Origin of the sequence: Agromyces aurantiacus (assembly GCF_016907355.1) — a bacterium.
Classification (GTDB): Bacteria; Actinomycetota; Actinomycetes; order Actinomycetales; family Microbacteriaceae; genus Agromyces; species Agromyces aurantiacus.
On record NZ_JAFBBW010000001.1, the window covers coordinates 1897849 to 1919304 of the forward strand.

The following is a 21456-nucleotide window of genomic DNA, read 5'->3' on the forward strand; positions in this document are numbered from 1 at the left end:
CATCGCGTGGTCCGCGGCTGGGAATCAGACGCGCTCGCGCGGCACGACCCGGTCGGCGAGCTTCGCGAGCGTGCCCTGCGGGGGCACCTCGTTGTACGCGTTCGCGAGCTCCTGCCCCGACAGGGCGTGGATCGCGGCCATGATCTCGTCGGTCGCGGCCCGGCGCGCGCGACCCGACTCGGGTCCGCCGTGCCGGCTGACGTCGATGGGCGTGCCGAAGCGCACGGTCACCGGGCGCACGCGGGGGAGCTTGGCGCCCACCGGCTGGATCTCCTGGGTGCCGACGAGGCCCACGGGCACGACGAGCGCGCCCGTGGTGAGCGCCAGCCAGGCGACGCCGGTGCGGCCCTTGTAGAGGCGCCCGTCGAGCGAGCGCGTGCCCTCGGGGTAGAGGGCGAAGGCGCTGCCGGCCTCGAGGATCCGCCGGCCCTGGTCGAGCGCGGCCTGGGCTGCCGCCCCGGCACCGCGCTCGACCCCGACCGCGCCGATCGCGGTGAAGAACGTGCGCGAGAACCAGCCGGAGAGGCCCGTGCCGGTGAAGTAGTGCGACTTGGCGAGGAACTGCACGGGCCGCGGCGCCGCGAGCGGGATCACGATGCTGTCGACGAACGACAGGTGGTTCGACGCGAGGATGACGGCACCGTGGCGGGGCACGTTCTCGGCCCCGGTGATCGTCGGCCGGTAGATCATCCGGACGAGCGGTCGCAGGATGCCGCGGACCAGGCCGTAGACCGGACCGGGCTTCGACGGCGGGGCGGGCACGGCGTCGGCCTCGATCTCACTCACCCTCCGACGCTACGTCACGCGGTATGCGCGAGGCGGAATATTGCACCCTGCGCAGGGGACGGCGCCGGAGGTGCGCCATCATGGGCGCATGGAACTCACCGCCGGCGACGTCATCGAGCTCGGCGACACCGGCGTGCGCGTCGTCGCCGTGGTCGCCGGACGACGCTCGCCCGGCGTCGAGGCGGTCCTCCGGGCCCATCTGGCGGCGACGGCGGGCGTGCCGGCCGACGACGTCGAGCTCGACCACGCCTGCGCGGAGTGCGGGGCGAGGCACGGCAGCCCCACGGTCCGGTACCCCACGACCCCGTCGGGCGGGCGCTGGTTCGCCGACGCGGCGGTCGGCGGCGGGGTGGTGGTCGCCGCGGTGGGCACGCGCCGTCCGCTCGGCGTCGGGGTCGAGCCGGCCCTCCCGGATGTCGCGCCGATCGTCGACGAGGTCGCCCTGCACCCGGAGGAACGGCAGCGGCTCGAGGCGCTCGACGCGGCGGCCCGGCCGCTCGTGCGGGCCGCGCTGTGGGCGCGCAAGGCCGCGCTGCTGCGCGCCCTCGGTCACACGGGCGTGATCGAGCCGTCGCGCATCGCCGTGAGCCTGCCCGGCGAGGACGACGGCGTCGGCCGGATCGTGCGCACGGTCCCGGAGTTCGGCTCGCGCTGGGACGAGGTGCGCATCCACGACGTGCCGGTGCCCGGTCGGCTCGCCGCGTCGGTGGCCATGCTGCCACGCCCCTGACCAGCGCGCGGCCCGCGCCCTAGAGTGGTCGGGTGCGCAGCGTCATCATCCTCGGGTCCACGGGTTCCATCGGCACGCAGGCGCTCGACGTCATCCGCGCGAACCCGCACCGCTTCGACGTGGTCGGGCTCGCGGTCGGCTCGAACCGGGCCGAGCTCGAGGCGCAGGCCGCCGAGTTCGGCGTCGAGCACACCGCGGTGGGCATCGACGAGGCCGTCCAGCTCGTCCGGAGCGTCCAGGCCGACGTGGTCCTGAACGGCATCACCGGCTCGGTCGGCCTCGGACCGACGATCGCGACGCTCGAGCGCGGCATGACGCTCGCCCTCGCCAACAAGGAGTCGCTCATCGTCGGCGGTGATCTCGTCACCCGGCTCGCCGCCCCGGGCCAGATCGCGCCGGTCGACTCGGAGCACTCGGCGATCGCGCAGGCGCTCCGCTCGGGCACGCACGAGGAGGTGCGCCGGCTCGTGCTCACCGCCTCCGGGGGGCCGTTCCGCGGCCGCACGCGCGAGCAGCTCGTCGACGTGACGCCGGCCGACGCGCTCGCGCACCCGACCTGGGACATGGGGCTGGTCGTCACGACCAACTCGGCGACGCTCGTGAACAAGGGACTCGAGGTGATCGAGGCGCACCTGCTCTTCGACGTGGACTACGACCGCATCGACGTGGTCGTGCATCCGCAGTCGATCGTGCACTCGATGGTGGAGTTCGTCGACGGGTCGACGATCGCGCAGGCCTCGCCGCCCGACATGCGGCTGCCCATCTCGCTCGGGCTCGACTGGCCGCACCGCGTCGCCGCGGTCGGCACCCCGCTCGACTGGACCCGGGCGCAGCAGTGGACCTTCGAGCCCCTCGACGAGCAGGCCTTCCCCGCGGTGCGCCTGGCCAAGCAGGTCGGGCGCGCCGGAGGGGAGTACCCCGCCGTGTTCAACGCCGCGAACGAGCAGGCGGTCGCCGCGTTCCACGCCGGCCGGATCGGCTTCACCGACATCGTCGACACGGTCCGGGCGGTCGTGGAGGCGCACGAGGCGGGGCCGGGCCCCCTCACGGTCGACTCGCTCGCCGAGGCCGAGCGGTCGGCGCGTCGAGCCGCCGACCTGCGCATCGCGGCGCGCTGACGGTCGGCGCGCGCCGCGGCATCCGCTCACAGCGCGCGGCCAGCGCGCACCAAGGGATCGCCCCTACGATGACGGGGTGGATTCCGTGCTCGCATTCGTGATCGGCGTCGCCATCATCGTCGTCGGCCTCGCCGTCTCGATCGGCCTGCACGAGATCGGGCACCTCGTGCCCGCGAAGCTCTTCGGCGTCAAGGTGACCCAGTACATGATCGGCTTCGGGCCGACGATCTGGTCGCGGCGCAAGGGCGAGACCGAGTACGGGGTCAAGGCGATCCCGCTCGGCGGGTACATCGCCATGATCGGCATGTTCCCGCCCGGCAGGGGCGGTGCGGCCAAGGAGGACAGCACGGGCTTCTTCCGCTCGCTCGTGCAGGATGCGCGCGACTCGAGCGCCGAGTCGATCCAGCCCGGCGACGAGCCGCGCGCGTTCTACCGCCTGCCGGTCTGGAAGCGCATCGTCGTGATGTTCGGCGGACCGTTCATGAACCTCCTCCTCGCGATCGTGCTGTTCGGCATCCTGCTGATGGGCTTCGGCGTGTCGCAGCCGTCGACGACGATCGGCTCGGTCTCGGAGTGCGCCCTGCCCGCGACGAGCACGCGCCAGACGTGCGAGCCCGGGGACCCGGCGGCGCCCGGCGCCCAGGCAGGGCTGCAGCCGGGGGACACGATCGTGTCCGTCGCCGGCGAGCCGATCGACTCGTGGACCGAGTCGACCGCCATCATCCGCGACCACCCCGGCGAGCAGATCGAGATGGTCGTGCTTCGTGACGGGAAGCGCGTCGCGATCGCGGTGACGCCGCTGCTGAGCGAGCGCTACGAGACCGACGCGCAGGGCCAGGTGGTCACGGACGGCTCGGGCGACCCGGTCACGGTGCAGGCGGGCTTCGTCGGCATCGGGCCGGCCTCCGAGACCGTCCGCCAGCCGGTCACCGCCGTGCTGCCGATGGTCGGCGAGAACGTCCAGGCGGTCGCGGGGATCATCGTGAACCTCCCGCAGCGCATCGTGGATGTCGCGAACGCCGCCTTCGGGCCCGAGGAGCGCGACCCGAACGGGCCGATCTCGGTCGTCGGCGTGGGCCGGGTCGCGGGCGAGATCGCGAGCCTCGACGAGGTGCCGGTCGCCTCGAAGGCGGCCGGGCTCGTGGGCATCCTCGCGTCGCTGAACATCGCGCTGTTCGTGTTCAACCTCGTCCCGCTCCTGCCGCTCGACGGCGGGCACATCGCGGGTGCGCTCTGGGAGGCGATCCGACGCGGGTGGGCCAGGCTGCGGCGCAAGCCCGATCCCGGACCCGTCGACCTGGCCAAGCTCATGCCGCTCACCTTCGGCGTGGTCGTCGTGCTCGGCGCGATGAGCGCCCTCCTCATCTACGCCGACATCGTCAAGCCGGTCAGCCTCTTCTGACCGGGCCGTGTACTCCCTCGGGAGTACGCCGCGCCGCTCCCCGCGGCCGATCCGCCCCGCGCCTCGCGGCGCTAGCATCAGGGGATGCCCGCGCCTCCGTGGGACGGATCGTCCCACTGGGACGGACGACCCGAGCGATTCCGGCCCTCGCCGACCTTCACGCTCGTCGCGCCCGTCGTCGTGAGCCTGCTGGTGCAGGTTCCGGCCGCGATCGGCATCGCCGCGTGGCAGCACGCCGGGTGGTCCGCCGGGTTCGCGCAGGTCGCGCTGGCTGCCGCAGGTGCGCTGGCGCTGCTCGCCTCGCGGCGCGCGCCGGGCCCGACGGTCGCCGTCGTCTCGGCGCTCGCGCTGCTCGACGTGCTGTTCGCGCCCGACGTGGGCCCGCCCTACGTCGCGCTCGCGTTCGCGATCGTGCTCGGGGTCGCCCGCGGCGCGCTCGCCTGGTCGGTGGTCTCGGTCGTGACGGCGTGGGTCGCCGCGCTCGCGCTCGGGGCCGCGCTGGGGCTCTCGTGGCATCCGTTCCGCATCGCGCTCACGACGGCGCTGCTCGCGGCGTGCTTCGGCCTGGGCGCGTTCGTGCGCACCCGGCGCGAGCGGGCGGCGGCGTTCCGCGCCGAGGCGGCACGTCGTCGGCAGACCGCCGAGGAGCGCGAGCGCGTGCGCATCGCGCGCGAGCTGCACGACGTGATCGGGCACGCGCTCTCGCAGATCAACGTGCAGGCGAGCGTCGGCCTGCACCTCATGGACCGGGACCCCGATCAGGCGCGGACCGCGCTGGAGCACATCAAGTCGACCTCGAAGACCGCGCTCGAGGAGGTTCGGAGCGTGCTCGGCGTGATCCGCGGCGACGCCGAGGCGCCGCTCGCGCCGCTCGCCGAGCTCGCCGAACTGCCGCGGCTGGCGGCGGGACTCGCGACCCCGGGCTTCGAGGTGGAGCTCATCGACCGCCTCGACGAGCCGCCCGGCCGCGCGGTGCAGTTCGCCGCCTACCGGATCGTCCAGGAGGCGCTGACCAACGTGGTGCGGCACGCGCGTGCGACGCGCGCGGTCGTCACGGTCGAGCGGCTCGGCGACGAGCTCATGCTCACGGTCGACGACGACGGCGCCGGGATGCAGGGCGCGCCAGAGGGCAGCGGCATCCTCGGCATGCGCGAGCGCGCGGCGCTGCTCGGCGGATCGGTCGAGCTCGGCCGCTCGCCGCGCGGGGGCGCACGCGTGACCGCGCGGCTGCCGTGGGGGGCGACGGCATGATCCGCGTGGCGCTCGCCGACGACCAGGTGCTGGTCCGCGCGGGCTTTCGCGCGCTGCTCGAGGCCGAGCCCGGCATCGAGGTCGTGGGCGAGGCGTCCACCGGCGAGGACCTCCTCGCGCTCGTGCGCGCGACGCCGGTCGACGTCGTGCTCATGGACATCCGGATGCCCGGCGGCGACGGGCTCTGGGCGACCGAGCGCATCGCCGCCGACCCCGCGCTCGACGGCGTGCACGTGGTGGTCGTCACCACGTTCGAGCTCGACGAGTACGTCGCGCGCGCGGTCCGCGCGGGCGCGAGCGGGTTCCTCGTCAAGGACACGGAGCCGGCCGACCTCATCCGCGCCGTCCGGGTGGTCGCGAGCGGCGAGGCGCTGCTCTCGCCCGGGGTGACGAAGCGGCTGCTCGAGCGCATGGCGACGGGCCTTCGCGAGGCCCCCGACGCGTCGCGCCTTGCGGCGCTGACCGAACGCGAGCGCGAGGTGCTCCGGCTCGTGGGCCTCGGCCTGACCAACGACGAGATCGCCGAGCGGCTCGTGCTGAGCCCGCTGACGGCGAAGACGCACGTGTCGCGCATCATGTCGAAGCTGCACGCGCGCGATCGCGTGCAGCTCGTCGTGGTCGCCTACGAGTCCGGGCTCGTGACGCCCGGCTGGCAGTAGCCCGCACCCGCGTGCTCCCCGCGGAGTACGCCGAGTGACGTCCCCGGGCGGATTCGGCGGAACGGCGTGGGCGCGACCATATCCATGCCGGTCCGATCCGGGGCCGCATGATCAAGGAGCGACGCACATGCTCAGCACTCTCGCCACCGCCGCGATGGCCACCCACGTGGGCCCGTGGGCCGCCGGGTGGGGATGGGCCTTCTTCCTCATCCCCGTCTTCTGGATCCTCGTCATCGGCCTGGTCGTGTTCCTCGTCACGCGCGGCCGCCGGCGCGCCTGGGCGGAGGGCGCCTACGGGCCGCCGTGGGCGCGTCCGGCCTCGGCCGAGTCGACGCTCGCCGAGCGGTTCGCCAAGGGCGACATCGACGAGACCGAGTACCGGGCGCGCCTGGAGGTCCTCCGGGCGAACCGTCCGAGCGCCTGACGCGACGCGGCGCAGGGCGGATGCCGCGGGGCATCCGCCCGCCCGCGACATCCGGCCCCGTCGTGCCTGCCGTCAGGCGAGCGCGCGTTCGAGCGCTGCGGCCTGGTGGCGGTGCCCGGCGGTCTCGTAGCCGACGATGAGCACGACGGGGGAGAGCGCTGCGACCACGATGCCGGTGCCCATCGTCGCCCCGAGCGTCACGATCCACGCGGCGACCGCGAGCGGCACGAGGCTGGCGGCGAACATCGCGGCCCGGAACGCGTCGACCCGCCTCAGGAGCAGCGTCTCGAGCACGAACAGCACGATCACGAACACCGCGACCGGCACGGCGACGGCCACCACGGCCACGACGTCGTCGACCGTCGCGGTCTCCTCGACCACGAGCGCGGCCACGTGCAGCCCGGCGCCGGTGGCCGCGACCGCGCCGAACACCGGGATGTGCCCGTACCCCCACGCGAACGCCGCCCATCCCCTCCGCCGGGCCAGGAGGGGCGCGAAGGGCATGAGGAAGTACACCCACCACATGCCGAACGCGAGCAGGGTGCCCCCGAAAGCCGTCAGCACCGCCTCGAGGTCCCAGCCCTGCTCCTCGACCACGGCCGAGATGGCGAGGACCGTGCCGACCACGACCTCGCCGAGGGTGATGATCACGAGCAGGCCGTAGCGTTCGGCGATGTGGTGCGGATGCCACGGCGTCCCGCCGTCGCGCCGCTCGGCGATCACCGGCACGGCGAGCTCGCACGCCACGAGGATCGCCCATCCCGCGAAGGCGCCCTCGAGCGACGGCGAGGCCACGAGCAGGGCGACCCAGCCGACCTGCACGATCGAGACGAGCGAGGCGTAGGTGAGGGCGGTCCGCCGCCGGGCGGGATCGTGCCGAGCCGCGCGCAGCCAGAGCGCCACCACGGCCACGCGCATCACGACGTACCCGGCGATGACCACGCGGTTCTCGAGGTCGGCGCCCGCATCGATCGAGGCGTAGGTCTCGGGCAGCCCGAGCGCGAGCATGATGACGCCGATCATCTGCACCATCGTGGCGATGCGGAAGAAGACGTCGTCGTTGTCGTAGGCGGAGGCCAGCCAGGCGTAGGTGATCCACGCCCAGCAGATCGCGAACAGCGCGAACGTGAACCCCATGAGGGCCGGCCCCGTGCTGCCGGCCGCGAGCAGGTTCGCGGCCTGCGTGCCCGCCTGGCTGAAGGCGACCACGAACACGAGGTCGTAGAACAGCTCGAGCGGGGTGGCGGTGCGGTGGGGTTCGAGGGGGTCCCGTCCGCGCATCGGCCGGAGGCGGTGGGTGAGCTCGCTCATCCCACCACCATCCCACCGCCCGAGGTCAGCGCGACAGCAGCAGGGCCTCGCCCTGTCCGCCGCCGCCGCACAGCGCGACCGCGGCCTTGCCGCCGCCGCGCCGCGAGAGCTCGAGCGCCGCGTGCAGCGCGAGCCGCGCGCCCGACGCGCCGATGGGGTGGCCGAGCGCGATCGCGCCGCCGTGGATGTTGACCTTCTCGCGGTCGAGCGAGAGGTCCTTCATCGACTGCAGCGACACCGCGGCGAACGCCTCGTTGATCTCGACGAGGTCGAGGTCGCCGGCCTGCCATCCCTCGCGCTCGAGGGCAGCGGCGATCGCATTGGACGGCTGCGAGTGCAGCGAGTTGTCGGGCCCGGCGACCTGGCCGGACGCGCCGACGACCGCGAGCCACGGCAGGCCCCGTTCCTCGGCCCACGCGCGGCTCGCCACGACGACGGCCGCGGCCCCGTCGGAGATCGGCGAGGAGTTGCCCGCCGTGATGCTGCCGCCCTCGGTGAACGCGGGGCGCAGCCTGCCGAGGACCTCGGGCGTCGAGTCGGGTCGCACGCCCTCGTCGGTCGTGACCACCACGGGGTCTCCCTTGCGCTGGGGGATCTCGACGGGCACGATCTCGGTGTCGAAGAGGCCCTCGGCCTGGGCCTTCCCGGCGCGGACGTGCGAGGCCGAGGCGATCTCGTCCTGTTCGGCTCGGCCGAGGCCGTAGCGCGCGTTGAACCGCTCGGTGGACGAACCCATCGACTCGTGGTCGAACGCGTCGGTCAGTCCGTCGTGCGCGGTGACGTCGAGCAGCTCGATCGAGCCGTAGAGGTGGCCCTTGCGCGACGCGGGGAGCACGTGCGGGGCGTTGGTCATGGACTCCTGGCCGCCGGCCACGACGACCTCCGCCTCGCCGAGGCGGATCAGGCGCGCGGCATCCGCGATCGCGACGAGGCCGGAGAGGCAGACCTTGTTGAGCGTGATGGCGGGCACGCGCCACGGGATGCCCGCCGCGACGGCCGACTGCTTGGCCGGGTTCTGGCCGGCGCCGGCCTGGAGCACCTGGCCCATGATCACCGCATCCACGTCGTCGGGGGAGACCCCCGCCTTCTCGAGCGCGCCGCGGATGGCGACGGTGCCGAGCTCGACGGCCGAGCGCGCGGCGAGCCCGCCCATGATGCGGCCGAACGGGGTGCGGGCGCCGGCGACGATGACGACGTCGGGGAAGCTCATTTCGGTGGGACTCCTTCGTCTCGGGGTGCGCGGGGCGTGACGCATCCGCTTCGGGTTGCGCGTCGTGCGCGATCGACTCTAGTGTACGTTCCTGAGACCTGAACCAGCTGTCAGGTTCACCCGACACCGACGTCATCCAGAGAGGCTCACAGCATGCGAGTTACACCGAAGTACCTCGCGCCGGCGCTCGTCGCCGCCGCGGCCACGGCCATCACGCTGGCCGGTTGCGCACCGACCACCCCCGCGGGAGGCGACGCCGGCGACGGCGACGCCGCGCCCGTGGCCATCGGCATGATCACCTCGCAGACCGGGCCGCTCGCGGCCTACGGCGAGGCCTACACCGCCGGCTTCGAGGCCGGCCTCGACTACGCGACCGAGGGCACCGGCGAGGTCGACGGGCGCGAGCTCGAGATCACGTGGGAGGACGACCAGGGCAACCCCGACACCGCGGTCGCCAAGGCGAAGGACCTCATCGGCCAGGGCACCAAGGTCCTCGCCGGCACGGTCGTCTCGGGCATCGCCACCTCGCTCGCCGAGCAGGCCGAGCAGAACGAGATCCTCTACATCTCCGGCCCCGCCGCGACCGACGCGATCACGGGCGTGAACGACTACACCTTCCGCTCCGGCCGGCAGACCTACCAGGACGTCGCGACGGCCGGCACCTTCATCGGCGATGCCGACGGCAAGAAGGTCGTCGTCTTCGCGCAGGACACCGCGTTCGGCCAGGGCAACCTCGCGGCCGTCCAGGCCGTGCTCGGCGGCCAGGGCGCCGACGTGCAGGGCGTCCTCGTCGCGGAGGACGCGACGGAGTTCACGCCGTTCGCGCAGCAGCTGATCGACGCCCAGCCCGACCTCGTGTTCGTCGCGTGGGCCGGCGCCTCCTCCGGTGCCATGTGGACCGCGCTGCAGCAGCAGGGCGTGTTCGACGCGGCCCCGGTGGTCACCGGACTCGGCGACGTCGCGACGTACCAGGCGTACGGCGACGCATCCGGCGACATCTCGTTCCTGAACCACTACTTCGGCGGTGCCGCAGGCACCGACGTGGAGGAGGCGATGATCGCGTCGCTCGAGGAGAACGGCGCCGAGCCCGACCTCTTCTCGGTCGACGGCTTCGTCGCGGCGCAGATGATCGTGCGAGCCGTCCGCGAGGGCGGCGACGACGTCGACGCCATGATCGCCGCGCTCGAGGGCTGGTCGTTCGAGTCGGTCAAGGGCGAGGTCACGGTCCGCGCCGAGGACCACGCGCTCATCCAGCCGATGTACCAGGTGAAGCTCGTCGAGGGCGACGCCGGCTGGGAGCCCGAGCTCGTCGAGGAGGTCGACGCCGAGACCGTCGCCCCGCCCGTCGTCGAGTAGTCCGAACACCCGTCACCGCACCGGAAGCACCGCACCATGACCGACCACGTCGCGCTCGAGCTCGAGCACGTCACCCTCCGCATCGGCGGGGCGCACCTCCTCAAGGACGTGTCGCTCGCCGTGCCCGAGGGCGAGATGCTCGGCGTCATCGGCCCGAACGGCGCCGGCAAGACCACGCTGTTCAACGTCGCCTCGGGCGTGCTGCGCCCCACCGAGGGCGTCGTACGCCTCGCGGGCGCCGACGTGACGCGGCATCCCGTGCACCGTCGCGCCGCGGCCGGGCTCGGCCGCACGTTCCAGACCTCGAGCCTGTTCCCAGCGCTCGACGTGCTCGAGAACGTGCGGCTGGCCGCCCAGGCCCGCGAGGGCCGCGCGGCATCCGTGTTCCGCATCCCGCGGCGCACGGATGCCGCGACCCGCCGCGCGAGCGCCGCGCTCGAGGAGGTCGGCATGGGCCATCGCGCCGCCGCGACCGCCTCGGGACTCTCGCACGGCGAGAAGCGCAAGGTCGAGATCGCGATGCTCATCGCGATGGAGCCCCGCGTGATCCTCCTCGACGAGCCCATGGCGGGGGTCGGCTCGGCCGACGTGCCCGCGCTCACCGAGGTGATCCGCGGGCTCCACCGCGGCGGACGCACCGTGCTCATGGTCGAGCACCACATGGACGTCGTGCTCGGCCTCGCCGACCGGGTCGCCGTCATGCACCACGGCGAACTGCTCGCCGCCGACTCCCCGGAGGCCGTCATGGCGAACCCGATCGTCCAGTCCGCGTACCTCGGGAGCGCCGCATGAACGCGAGCGCCCCCGACGCGGAGCCCATCCTCAGCGTCCGCAACCTGTTCGGCCGGATCGCCGGCCAGCAGGTCGTCGAGGACGTCTCCTTCGACGTCCCCGCGACCGGGGTGACCGCGCTCCTCGGCCGCAACGGCGTCGGCAAGACGTCGACGATCAAGTCGGTCCTCGGCCTGATCGAGCGCACGGGCGAGATCCGGCTCGCGGGCGAGCGCATCGACCGGCTGCCGACGCACCGCATCGTGCAGCGCGGCGTCGCGTACGTGCCCGAGGACCGCGAGGTGTTCGGCACGCTGACGGTCGCCGAGAACCTCCGCCTGGCGGAGCGCGACCGGATGCCGCGGCGCGAGCTCGTGGCCTCGCTCTTCCCCGACCTGCAGGCCCGGCTCGAGCAGCGCGCCGGCACGCTCTCGGGCGGGCAGCAGCAGATGGTCTCGCTCGCCCGGGCGCTCGTCAACGACAACCGGCTGCTCCTCGTCGACGAGCCCACCAAGGGGCTCGCGCCGCGCATCGTCGACGAGGTCGCCGATGCGCTCGCCGAGGCCGCCCGCACCACGCCGATCCTGCTCGTCGAGCAGAACCTGCTCGTCGTGCGCCGGCTCGCCGAGCGCGTGGTCGTGCTCTCGTCGGGTCGGGTCGTGTTCACCGGATCGGCCGCCGAGCTGCTCGACGACCACGACCGCGTGCAGCGCTACCTCGGCGTGCACGACGAACGGGAGGCCGCCTGATGGACACGCTCGTCCTCCTGCTCGTCACGGGCCTCGGCCTCGGCGCGCTGTACTTCCTCGTCGCGAGCGGCCTCTCGCTCATCTACGGCCTCATGGGCGTGCTCAACTTCGCCCACGGCGCGTTCCTCACGATCGCCGCGTTCCTCGGCTGGGAGGCCGGGCGGCGCATCTCCGACGGCACGTGGACCGGCCTCGCGATCTCGGCGGCGGTGGGCATCCTCGTCGGCGCGACCGTCGCCGTGCTCACCGAGGTGCTCGTCATCCGCCGCCTCTACGAACGCCACATCGAGCAGGCGCTCGTGACCGTCGGCATCTCGCTCGCCGCGGTCGCGCTGTTCGAGGGCATCTGGGGCACCGACCCGATCTACACCGACCGGCCCGAGTGGCTCACCCAGACCACCGAGGTCCTCGGCGCGCGCATCTCCAACGACCGGTTCCTGCTCATTGCGTGCGCCGCGCTCGTGCTCGGCGGCATCGTGCTCTTCCTGCGGAGGACGCGGTACGGCCTCATCATCCGCGCGGGCGTCGAGAACCGGCACATGGTCACCGCGCTCGGCATCGACGTGCGGCGCTCGTTCACGCTCGTGTTCGCGATCGGCGGCGCCGCGGCCGGCCTCGGCGGCGTGCTCGCCTCGGTCTACTACGGCTACGTGTCGGCCCACCTCGGGTCGGTGCTGCTCATCTTCGCCTTCATCGTGACCGTCATCGGCGGCCTCGGCTCGCTCACGGGCGCCGCGATCGCCTCGGTGCTCGTGGCGGTGCTGCAGCAGTTCGCCAACTTCTTCCTCGGCGGCACCGGCGACCTCGTGGTCGTCGTGCTCCTGGCCGCCGTCCTGCTGATCCGGCCGCGTGGACTGATGGGGAAGGCCGCATGACCCGCATGAACGCCACGACGCTCCGCCTGCTCGTCGGCGGCATCCTGCTCGTCGTCGCCCTCGCGGCGCTGCCGCTGCTGGCGATCGACATCCCGGGCGTGCTGCCCGGCCCGACCTACACGCCCGGCACCCTGCAGCTGCTCGCGTTCGCGCTGCTCATCGCGGCGCTGGCGCTGAGCTACCGCATGATGTTCGGCCTCGCGGGCCTGCTCTCGTTCGGCCACGCGCTGTTCTTCGCCGCGGGCGCCTACGGGCTCGCGATGACGCTCGAGGCGTTCGGCCCGTCCGACTGGCCGAGCCCCGTGGTCTTCGTCGTCTCGATCGGCATCACGCTCGTGCTCGGGCTCACGCTCGCCGCGACCGTCGGCTCGCTGGCCCTGCGCGTCACGGGCATCTCGTTCGCGATGGTCACGCTCGCGTTCGCCCAGGCCGGCTCGGTGCTGATCCGCCGCAACCCGTCGGGCGCCACCGGAGGCGACGAGGGGATCTCGCTCGACACCACGCACGTGCCGGCCGAGCTCGTCGGCGTGGTCGACACCCGCAACCTGTACTGGACGGCGCTCGGCATCCTCGTGGTCGTCTACCTCGTGGTGCTCTGGGTCGAGAAGAGCCGCGCGGGCCACGTCGCCGAGGCGATCCGTGAGAACGAGCTGCGCGTGCGGGTCATCGGGCTCCGGCCGTACGACGTGAAGCTCCTCGTCTTCATCGTCGCCTCGGTGCTCGCCGCGGTCGCCGGCATGGGCTACCTGCTGCTGCAGTCGGGCGCCGCGCCGCGCATCGCCACGGCCGACTTCACGCTCACGCTCCTCGTGATCGTCGTGCTCGGCGGTGTGGGCGCGCGCTGGGGCGCGATCGTGGGCGGTATCGTCTACACACTGCTCGACCAGCGCCTCACGGCGCTCGCCGGATCCGACGCGATCGCCGCGCTGCCCGACGTGCTCCGCGTTCCGCTGTCCGAGCCGCTGTTCATCCTGGGCACGCTCTTCGTGCTCGTGGTGCTGTTCCTGCCCGGGGGCATCGCCGGGCTTCCCGGCCGCCTCGCGACCGGACGGAAGCCGCACCCGGTGGAACCGGAGGAGGCCGTCGATGCCTGACGGGCTGAGGGGGGCCGATGGGCCCGCCACGCTGGGGCGCTGGACCGCCGACCGCGCCCGCACGTCGCCCGGCGCCGTCGCCGTCGACGACCGAGGCGTGGTCGTGACCTACCGCGAGCTCGACGACCGCGCCGCGCGGCTCGCCGCCGCGTTCCGGGCGGCGGGGTACGCGGTGGGCGACCGGGTCGCGACCATCACGGGCAACAGCGCCGACCACGTCGTGCTCTTCTTCGCGTGCGCCAAGGCCGGGCTCGTGCTCGTGCCGCTCTCCTGGCGGCTCTCGCCGCGCGAGCTCGCCGAGCAGCTCGAGATCGCCGACCCGGTGCTGCTGCTCGTGGAGGAGGAGTTCCAGTCGCTCGCGCGCGCCACGCTCGACCGGCTCGCGCGCCGGCTGCCGGTCGCCGCCCTCGGCGCGCACGGCGTCGAGCAGCGCGTGCCGCACCCGGCCGTTCGCACCGAGGCGCCCGCGACCCGCCTCGAGGTGCACGACCACGACGCGCTGCTCATCGTGTTCACCTCGGGCACGACGTCGCGTCCCAAGGGCGCCGTGCTCACGCACGCGAACTGCTTCTGGACCAACCTCTCGCTCTCGAAGACCATCCCCGTGGCCGAGCACGACGTCGTGCTCGCGGTCATGCCGCAGTTCCACGTGGGCGGCTGGAACATCCAGCCCCTTCTGGCATGGTGGGCGGGCGCGACGGTCGTGCTCGAGCGCACGTTCGACCCGGGTCGCGTGCTGCACCTCATCGCCGAGCGCCGCATCACGACGATGATGGGCGTCCCCGCGAACTACCTCTTCCTCGCGCAGCACCCCGACTTCGCGCGGGCCGACCTGTCGAGCCTCGGCCATGCGGTCGTCGGCGGCGCGCCCATGCCGCCCGCGCTGCTGCGCACCTGGCACCGTCGCGGCGTGACGCTGACGCAGGGCTACGGGCTCACCGAGGCCTCGCCGAACGTGCTCTGCCTTCCCGACCGCGAGGCCACCTCGCGCGTGGGGTCCGCCGGCCTGCCGTACGCCCACGTCGACGTCGCGGTCGCCGACCCGGCGACGGGGGAGCTCCGCGACGGGCCGGCCGAGGGCGAGCTGCTCGTCTCCGGCCCCGGCGTGTTCGCCGGGTACTTCCGCGATCCCGATGCGACCGCCGCCGCCCTGCGCGGCGGATGGCTGCACACGGGCGACCTGGTCCGGCGCGACGCCGAGGGCTACTTCACGGTCGTCGACCGGCTCACCGACGTGTACATCTCCGGCGGCGAGGGCGTCTCGCCCGCCGAGGTCGAGTCGGTGCTGATCGGCCATCCCGCGGTCGCCGACGTGGCCGTGGTGGGCGTCCCCGACGAGCGCTGGGGCGAGGCGGGGTCGGCGTGGGTCGTGCTGCGCCCCGGTGCGATCACGGATGCCGCGGAGCTGGCCGAGTACGCCCGCGGACTGCTCGCGGGGTTCAAGGTCCCGCGCGACATCCGCTTCATCGACGAGATCCCGCGATCATCGGCGACCAAGACCCTGCGCCGGGTGCTCGCCGAGCGTGCCGCGCGCGAGCACGAGGGGGCCGACGCATGAGCGCGGCACCCCGCACCGCGCGCGGCGAGAAGACCCGGCGCAGGCTCCTCGAGGCCGCGGAGGACGTGTTCGCCGAGCTCGGCTACACCGAGGCATCCGTCTCGCGCATCACCGACCGCGCCGGCGTCGGGCAGGGCACGTTCTACCTGTACTTCGACTCGAAGCTCCAGCTCTTCGAGGAACTCGTCGAGGACCTGAACCGTCGCGTGCGACAGGCGATGAGCGAGGGCGCCGCGAGCGCGACGACGCGCCTCGAGGCCGAGCGCGCGGGCTTCGCCGCGTTCTTCCGGTTCACGGCCGAGCACCCGGCGCTCTACCGGGTCGTGCGCGAGGCCGAGTTCGTCTCGCCCGGGTCGCTGCGGCTGCACTACACGCGCATCGTCGAGGGCTACATCGACGGGCTGCGCCAGGCGCAGCAGGACGGTGACATCGGCGACATCGACCCGACCGTGGCCGCGTGGGCGCTCATGGGCATCGGCGAGATGATCGGCATGCGCTGGGTGCTCTGGGACGACGGCGAGGGCACCGGCGCGGTGCCCGACCACGTGCTCGACGAGATGATGCGGTTCATCGGCGGCGCCCTGGGGAGGGGCGCACGTCGCAGCGATGAGGAGGATTCATGACGGGACTGACCGGATCGACAGGACTGGCCGGACGTCGAGCGATCGTGACGGGCGGTGCGAGCGGCATCGGCCTCGCGTGCGCCGAGGCGCTCGCCGACGCGGGCGCGCACGTGACGATCGCGGACCTCGACGGGGAGGCCGCGGCATCCGTCGCGCAGCGCATCGGCGGCGAGGCGTGGACGGTCGACCTCGGCGACACGGCGGCGCTCGCCGACCTCTCGCTCGACGCCGACATCCTCGTGAACAACGCCGGCCTGCAGCACGTGCGCCCGATCGAGGAGTTCGAGCCCCAGCGCTTCTCGCTGCTGCTGCGTGTCATGCTCGAGGCCCCGTTCCTCCTCATCCGGGCGGTCCTGCCCGGCATGTACGAGCGCGGTTTCGGTCGCGTGATCAACGTCTCGAGCGTGCACGGGCTGCGCGCCTCGCCCTACAAGTCGGCGTACGTGTCGGCCAAGCACGGCCTCGAGGGCCTCTCGAAGGTGACGGCGCTCGAGGGCGGCCCGCACGGCGTGACGTCGAACTGCGTGAACCCGGGCTACGTGCGCACGCCGCTCGTCGAGAAGCAGATCGCCGACCAGGCCCGCGTGCACGGCATCCCCGAGGGCGACGTGGTCGAGAAGGTCATGCTCACCGAGTCGGCGATCAAGCGGCTCGTCGAGCCGGCGGAGGTCGCGAGCCTCGTGCGGTGGCTCGCGAGCGACGACGCCCGCATGGTCACGGGCGCGAGCTACACCATGGACGGCGGATGGAGCGCACGATGACCACCCCCGTCCCCTTCAGCGCGCCCGTGCGCGGCGGCGACCTCGCGGGCGGCCAGTGGCGGGCGGATGCCTCGGGCGTCCCCGTCCTCGCCCTGCACGGCATCACCGCGAGCCACCGCGCCTGGCACCACGTCGCCGACGCGCTTCCCGGGCGCCGGATCGTCGCGCCCGACCTGCGCGGCCGCGGGCGCTCGAACGCGCTGCCCGGTCCGTGGTCGCTGCGCGACCATGCCGACGACCAGGCGCGCGTGCTCGACGCGCTCGGCATCGAGCGCGCGTTCGTCGTCGGGCACTCGATGGGCGCGTTCGTGACCGTCCGCTTCGCCGCCGCGCACCGCGACCGGGTCGCCGGCGTCGTGCTCGTCGACGGGGGCCTGCCGCTGCCGCATCCCGAGGGCCTCGCGCCCGACGAGGTCGCCGCGGCCGTGCTCGGCCCGGCCCTCGCCCGCCTCGAGATGCGCTTCGCCGACGCGGACGCCTACGCCGACTTCTGGAAGGCCCACCCGGCGATCGGGCCCGCGTGGGACGACCGCGTCGCCGACTACGTCGCCTACGACCTCGTCGGCACGCCGCCCGAGCTGCGCTCGTCGTCGAGCGCCGACGCGGTCGCGCAGAACGTGCTCGAGCTCGACGGCAGCGACGGATACGACGACGACCTCGCGGCGCTGCCCGCGCCCGTCGACTTCCTCCGCGCCGAGCGGGGGCTGCTCGACCAGCCCGAGGCGCTGTACCCTCGCGAGCGGGTGGCGGCACTCGCACAACGGATGCCGGCGCTCCGCGTCACCGAGGTCGCGGGGCTGAACCACTACACGATCGTCATGACGGAGGCGGGCGCCGCGCAGGTCGCGGCGGTCGTCGCGCCGCGGCTCGCCGAGGCCGACGCCGCGGCATCCGTCATCGCCGGAGCTGACAAGGAGGTCACACGATGACACTGGACAAGACCGTCGCCTCGCCCGCCGAGGCGGTGGCCGACATCCCGGACGGCGCGTCGCTCGCCGTGGGCGGGTTCGGCCTGTGCGGCATCCCGATGGTGCTGATCCAGGCGCTGCTCGAGCGCGGCGTGGGGGAGCTGTCGGTCGTCTCGAACAACTGCGGCGTCGACGACTGGGGGCTCGGCGTGCTGCTGGCCGCGGGCCGGATCCGCAAGATGACCTCGTCGTACGTCGGCGAGAACAAGGAGTTCGAGCGGCAGTACCTCTCGGGCGAGCTCGAGCTCGAGCTGACCCCTCAGGGAACGCTCGCCGAGAAGCTCCGCGCGGGCGGCGCGGGCATCGCGGCGTTCTTCACCCAGACGGGCGTCGGCACGCAGGTCGCCGAGGGCGGGCTGCCCCAGCGGTACGCCGCCGACGGCTCGATCGCGGTCGCGAGTGCGCCGAAGCCGGTGCAGACGTTCACGGTGCGCGGCGAGGCGCACGAGTTCGTGCTCGAGGAGGCCATCACGACCGACTTCGCGCTCGTGCACGCCCTCAAGGGCGACCGGCACGGCAACCTCGTGTTCGACAAGTCGGCGCGCAACTTCTCGCCCCTGGCCGCGATGGCCGGCCGCGTCTGCATCGCGCAGGTCGAGGAACTCGTCGAGCCCGGCGAGCTCGACCCCGACGCCGTGCACCTGCCCGGCATCTTCGTCGACCGCATCGTCGAGGTCGGCACCGGCATCGAGAAGCGCATCGAACGGCGCACCGTGCGCCAGACCACCGAGACGACAGAGGGGAACTGAACATGGCGCTCACCCGCCTCGAGATGGCCGCGCGTGCGGCGAAGGAACTCGCCGACGGCGCCTACGTGAACCTCGGCATCGGCCTGCCGACCCTCGTGCCGAACTACGTGCCCGAGGGCGTCACCGTCGTGCTCCAGTCCGAGAACGGCATCCTCGGCGTCGGCCCGTACCCGACCGAGGACGCCGTCGACCCCGACCTCATCAACGCCGGCAAGGAGACCGTCACGGTCCTCCCCGGAGCCGCGTACTTCGACTCGGCGACGAGCTTCGGCATGATCCGGGGCGGCAAGGTCGACGCCGCCATCCTCGGCGCCATGCAGGTCTCGAAGGACGGCGACCTGGCCAACTGGATGATCCCCGGGAAGATGGTCAAGGGCCCGGGCGGCGCGATGGACCTCGTGCACGGCGCCCGCCGCCGGATCGTGCTCATGGAGCACGTCGCGAAGGACGGCTCGCCGAAGATCGTCGACTCGTGCTCGCTGCCCCTCACCGGCAAGGGCGTCGTCGACCGCATCATCACCGACCTCGCCGTCATCGACGTCACGCCCGACGGGCTCAAGCTCGTCGAGGTCGCCCCGGGCGTGACGATCGACGAGGTCGTGGAGAAGACCCAGCCGAAGCTCGACACCAGCTCCGTGGAGGTGCTCGCATGACCGACGTCCGTACCGCCTTCCCGTCCGTCTCGTCGCGGCTCGTGACCACGCCGCGCCTTGCGGCACAGGTCTTCGAGCGCCCGGCGGACGACGCGGCGACTCCCGACGCGACGGTCGTGCTCGTGCACGGCAACGTGTCGAGCTCGCTGTTCTTCCTGCCGCTGATGTCGTCGCTCCCGCCCGGGCTGCGCGCGCTCGCGGTCGACCTGCGGGGCTTCGGCGGGAGCCGGACGCTTCCGGTCGACGCGACACGCGGCGTGCGCGACTTCAGCGACGACGTGGCGTCGGTGCTCGATGAACTCGGCACGGGCCCCGTGCACATCGTCGGCTGGAGCATGGGCGCGGGGGTCGTGCTGCAGCTCCTCCTCGACCGGCCCGACCTCGTCACGAGCGTGACGCTCGAGTCGCCCGTCTCGCCGTACGGATTCGGCGGCACGCGGCTCGACGGCTCGCTCATGACCCCGGATGCCGCGGGCACGGGCGGCGGGGGAGCCAACCCCGACTTCGTGCAGCGGCTGGCCGACGGCGACCGCACCGAGGACGCGGGCACGTCGCCGCGCGCGGTGTACCGTTCGAGCTACGTCGCACCGGGGTTCACCTCGGAGTACGAGGACCTCTGGGTCGAGTCGATGCTGACGACCGCGACGGGCCCGGCGAACTACCCCGGCGACTCGGTCGCGTCGGAGTCCTGGCCCGGCTTCGCCGCCGGCGGCAGCGGCGTGCTCAACACGATGGCGCCGACGTACTTCGACGTCAGCGGCATCGTCGGCCTGCCGTCGAAGCCGCCCATCACCTGGATCCACGGCGAGCTCGACGCGATCGTCGGCGACGCGTCGTACTTCGACCTCAACATGCTCGGCAAGGCCGGCATCATCCCGGGCTGGCCCGGCGACGACGCCGCGCCCCCGCAGCCGATGGTCGCCCAGACCCGGGCCGTGCTTGACCGCTACGCGGCCGCGGGCGGCGAGTACCGCGAACTGCGACTCGAGGGCTGCGGCCACTCGCCCCACCTCGAGCGGCCCGACGAGTTCCGTGCCGCCCTCCTTGAGCAGATCGGCGCGGCGGTCGCCGAGGCCTGACCGAGACTGGTTCGTGCTGCGGTGGTGCGCCGTCCGGCGCACCACCGCAGACCTCGAGGCGTCGTTCGACGCGCCGCGGCGCGTGCCCTGCGGGGAACGCGGAGGATAGGCGTCGCATCGCGATGACGCCAGTCCCTCGCGGCACTCCGCCCGCTCGCCCAGCATGGGATGGAACGGGGGGCGGGTGCCGGAGGAGGCATCATGACCGACCGTGCCGTGCAGGACGACCGCATCGCCCCCGACCCGGAGGATCCGCGCAAGCCCGACAGCCCGCCCGAGGTCTCGACGCGGTCGTGGAAGTACATCTTCCGGAAGACCCTCCGCGAGTTCGTCGACGACGAGTGCCAGGACAGCGCGGCCGCGCTGACCTACTACGGCGTGCTGGCGATCTTCCCCGGACTGCTCGCGCTGACCTCCCTGCTGGCTCTCGTCGGCCAGGGCGGGAAGGCCATCGACGCGCTCCTCGGCGTGCTCGAGGGCGTCGCACCGCCCGAGGTCCTCCAGGTGCTCAGCGACCCGCTGCAGCAGTTCGCGGACTCGCCCGCGGCGGGACTCGGGTTCGTGACGGGTCTGGTGATCGCGCTCTGGTCGGCCTCGGGGTACGTCGGCGCGTTCGGCCGCGCGATGAACCGCATCTACGAGATCGAGGAGGGGCGGCCGTTCTGGAAGCTGCGCCCCGTGCAGTTGGGCGTCACCGTCGCCGCCGTGGTGCTCGTGGCGCTGGTCGCCGTCATCCTCGTCGTCTCGGGGCCGATCACGGATGCGATCGGCGAGGCGCTCGGACTGGGTGAAGCCGTGCGCATCGTCTGGGAGATCGCCAAGTGGCCGCTGCTCGCGATCATCGTGATCGTCATCATCGCGCTGCTCTACCACGCGACGCCGAACGCCAAGCAGCCGAAGTTCCGGTGGATCAGCCTCGGCGCCCTGCTCGCCATCGTGGTGCTCGTCATCGCGTCCGCCGCGTTCGCCCTGTACGTCGCGAACTTCTCCAACTACGACCGCACCTACGGCTCGCTCGCGGGCGCGATCGTGTTCCTGCTCTGGCTGTGGATCGCGAACAACGCGCTGCTCTTCGGCGCCGAGTTCGACGCGGAGGTCGAGCGAGGACGCGAGCTGGAGGCCGGTATCCCCGCCGAGGAGCGCATCCAGCTGCCGCCGCGCGACACGCGCAAGATCGACACGGCGGAGCGGAAGGAGCGCGAGGACATCGAGCTGGGCCGCAGGATCCGCGAGGCCCACTCCGAGCCGACGGTCCGCGGCGACGGATGAGCTGCCCGGACGGGAGCAACCCTACCTCGAAACGGATGGTGCACTCCGATACTCGATCGT

The 21456-nt window shown here is 73.1% G+C and carries 22 protein-coding genes; 19 read left to right on the forward strand and 3 right to left on the reverse strand.

Annotated elements, in window-relative coordinates:
• Window positions 1-24: 24 nt before the first annotated feature.
• Complete coding sequence (locus JOD46_RS08950; protein WP_372432328.1) at window positions 25-786, reverse strand: lysophospholipid acyltransferase family protein; 762 nt, start codon at window positions 784-786, stop codon at window positions 25-27.
• Window positions 787-874: 88 nt separating this feature from the next.
• Here JOD46_RS08950 and JOD46_RS08955 point away from each other — a divergent pair, with 88 nt between their 5' ends.
• The 6 genes from JOD46_RS08955 to JOD46_RS08980 all read left to right on the forward strand — a co-directional run bounded on the left by JOD46_RS08955 (window position 875) and on the right by JOD46_RS08980 (window position 6370).
• Window positions 875-1516: a 4'-phosphopantetheinyl transferase family protein gene (locus tag JOD46_RS08955; RefSeq protein WP_204393503.1), complete on the forward strand. Its 642-nt coding sequence runs from the start codon at window positions 875-877 to the stop codon at window positions 1514-1516.
• A gap of 32 nt (window positions 1517-1548) precedes the next feature.
• Window positions 1549-2634, forward strand: a complete 1086-nt coding sequence (gene dxr / locus JOD46_RS08960; protein WP_204393505.1) for a 1-deoxy-D-xylulose-5-phosphate reductoisomerase — start codon at window positions 1549-1551, stop codon at window positions 2632-2634.
• A 76-nt stretch (window positions 2635-2710) separates the two neighbouring features.
• Window positions 2711-4036 carry a M50 family metallopeptidase gene (locus JOD46_RS08965; protein WP_204393507.1) on the forward strand — a complete coding sequence of 442 codons (1326 nt, stop codon included), beginning with the start codon at window positions 2711-2713 and terminating at the stop codon, window positions 4034-4036.
• An 84-nt stretch (window positions 4037-4120) separates the two neighbouring features.
• Complete coding sequence (locus JOD46_RS08970) at window positions 4121-5287, forward strand: sensor histidine kinase (protein WP_204393509.1); 1167 nt, start codon at window positions 4121-4123, stop codon at window positions 5285-5287.
• On the forward strand, window positions 5284-5946 hold the full coding sequence (locus tag JOD46_RS08975) for a response regulator (RefSeq protein ID WP_204393511.1): 663 nt from the start codon (window positions 5284-5286) through the stop codon (window positions 5944-5946). The genes JOD46_RS08970 and JOD46_RS08975 overlap by 4 nt, the downstream gene beginning before the upstream one ends.
• 127 nt (window positions 5947-6073) lie before the next feature.
• Window positions 6074-6370, forward strand: a complete 297-nt coding sequence (locus JOD46_RS08980) for an SHOCT domain-containing protein (RefSeq protein WP_204393513.1) — start codon at window positions 6074-6076, stop codon at window positions 6368-6370.
• A gap of 72 nt (window positions 6371-6442) precedes the next feature.
• On the opposite strand, the gene JOD46_RS08985 is transcribed toward JOD46_RS08980, so the two are convergent.
• Both JOD46_RS08985 and JOD46_RS08990 read right to left on the reverse strand, forming a co-directional pair.
• A complete protein-coding gene (locus JOD46_RS08985; RefSeq protein WP_204393515.1) occupies window positions 6443-7681 on the reverse strand; it encodes a low temperature requirement protein A in 1239 nt (412 codons plus the stop codon).
• A 25-nt stretch (window positions 7682-7706) separates the two neighbouring features.
• The gene (locus tag JOD46_RS08990; protein ID WP_204393517.1) at window positions 7707-8891 is read right to left on the reverse strand and encodes an acetyl-CoA C-acetyltransferase; all 1185 of its coding nucleotides are present in this window, start codon (window positions 8889-8891) and stop codon (window positions 7707-7709) included.
• 153 nt (window positions 8892-9044) lie between these two features.
• Between JOD46_RS08990 and JOD46_RS08995 the strand changes: the two genes are divergently transcribed.
• The 13 genes from JOD46_RS08995 (at window position 9045) to JOD46_RS09055 (ending at window position 21396) form a co-directional block, all read left to right on the forward strand.
• Window positions 9045-10247 carry a substrate-binding domain-containing protein gene (locus JOD46_RS08995; protein ID WP_204393519.1) on the forward strand — a complete coding sequence of 401 codons (1203 nt, stop codon included), beginning with the start codon at window positions 9045-9047 and terminating at the stop codon, window positions 10245-10247.
• A 36-nt stretch (window positions 10248-10283) separates the two neighbouring features.
• On the forward strand, window positions 10284-11039 hold the full coding sequence (locus JOD46_RS09000; protein ID WP_204393521.1) for an ABC transporter ATP-binding protein: 756 nt from the start codon (window positions 10284-10286) through the stop codon (window positions 11037-11039).
• Entirely contained in the window at window positions 11036-11767 is a 732-nt protein-coding gene (locus tag JOD46_RS09005) for an ABC transporter ATP-binding protein (protein ID WP_204393523.1), read from the forward strand. Before JOD46_RS09000 ends, JOD46_RS09005 begins: the two co-directional genes overlap by 4 nt.
• Window positions 11767-12642 (forward strand): branched-chain amino acid ABC transporter permease, encoded by an 876-nt coding sequence (locus tag JOD46_RS09010; protein WP_204393525.1) that lies wholly within the window; start codon window positions 11767-11769, stop codon window positions 12640-12642. Before JOD46_RS09005 ends, JOD46_RS09010 begins: the two co-directional genes overlap by 1 nt.
• Window positions 12643-12647: 5 nt before the next feature.
• Window positions 12648-13736 carry a branched-chain amino acid ABC transporter permease gene (locus JOD46_RS09015; protein WP_204396453.1) on the forward strand — a complete coding sequence of 363 codons (1089 nt, stop codon included), beginning with the start codon at window positions 12648-12650 and terminating at the stop codon, window positions 13734-13736.
• The gene (locus JOD46_RS09020; protein ID WP_204393527.1) at window positions 13729-15294 is read left to right on the forward strand and encodes a class I adenylate-forming enzyme family protein; all 1566 of its coding nucleotides are present in this window, start codon (window positions 13729-13731) and stop codon (window positions 15292-15294) included. Before JOD46_RS09015 ends, JOD46_RS09020 begins: the two co-directional genes overlap by 8 nt.
• The gene (locus JOD46_RS09025; protein ID WP_204393529.1) at window positions 15291-15917 is read left to right on the forward strand and encodes a TetR/AcrR family transcriptional regulator; all 627 of its coding nucleotides are present in this window, start codon (window positions 15291-15293) and stop codon (window positions 15915-15917) included. Before JOD46_RS09020 ends, JOD46_RS09025 begins: the two co-directional genes overlap by 4 nt.
• A complete protein-coding gene (locus JOD46_RS09030) occupies window positions 15914-16678 on the forward strand; it encodes a 3-hydroxybutyrate dehydrogenase (RefSeq protein WP_204393530.1) in 765 nt (254 codons plus the stop codon). Before JOD46_RS09025 ends, JOD46_RS09030 begins: the two co-directional genes overlap by 4 nt.
• The gene (locus JOD46_RS09035) at window positions 16675-17607 is read left to right on the forward strand and encodes an alpha/beta hydrolase (protein ID WP_239562664.1); all 933 of its coding nucleotides are present in this window, start codon (window positions 16675-16677) and stop codon (window positions 17605-17607) included. Before JOD46_RS09030 ends, JOD46_RS09035 begins: the two co-directional genes overlap by 4 nt.
• On the forward strand, window positions 17604-18395 hold the full coding sequence (locus JOD46_RS09040; RefSeq protein WP_204393534.1) for a CoA transferase subunit A: 792 nt from the start codon (window positions 17604-17606) through the stop codon (window positions 18393-18395). Before JOD46_RS09035 ends, JOD46_RS09040 begins: the two co-directional genes overlap by 4 nt.
• A 2-nt stretch (window positions 18396-18397) precedes the next feature.
• Window positions 18398-19048, forward strand: a complete 651-nt coding sequence (locus tag JOD46_RS09045; RefSeq protein WP_204393536.1) for a CoA transferase subunit B — start codon at window positions 18398-18400, stop codon at window positions 19046-19048.
• Complete coding sequence (locus JOD46_RS09050) at window positions 19045-20127, forward strand: alpha/beta hydrolase (RefSeq protein ID WP_204393538.1); 1083 nt, start codon at window positions 19045-19047, stop codon at window positions 20125-20127. Before JOD46_RS09045 ends, JOD46_RS09050 begins: the two co-directional genes overlap by 4 nt.
• A 201-nt stretch (window positions 20128-20328) precedes the next feature.
• Window positions 20329-21396, forward strand: a complete 1068-nt coding sequence (locus JOD46_RS09055) for a YihY/virulence factor BrkB family protein (protein ID WP_204393540.1) — start codon at window positions 20329-20331, stop codon at window positions 21394-21396.
• The last annotated feature ends 60 nt before the right edge of the window (window positions 21397-21456 follow it).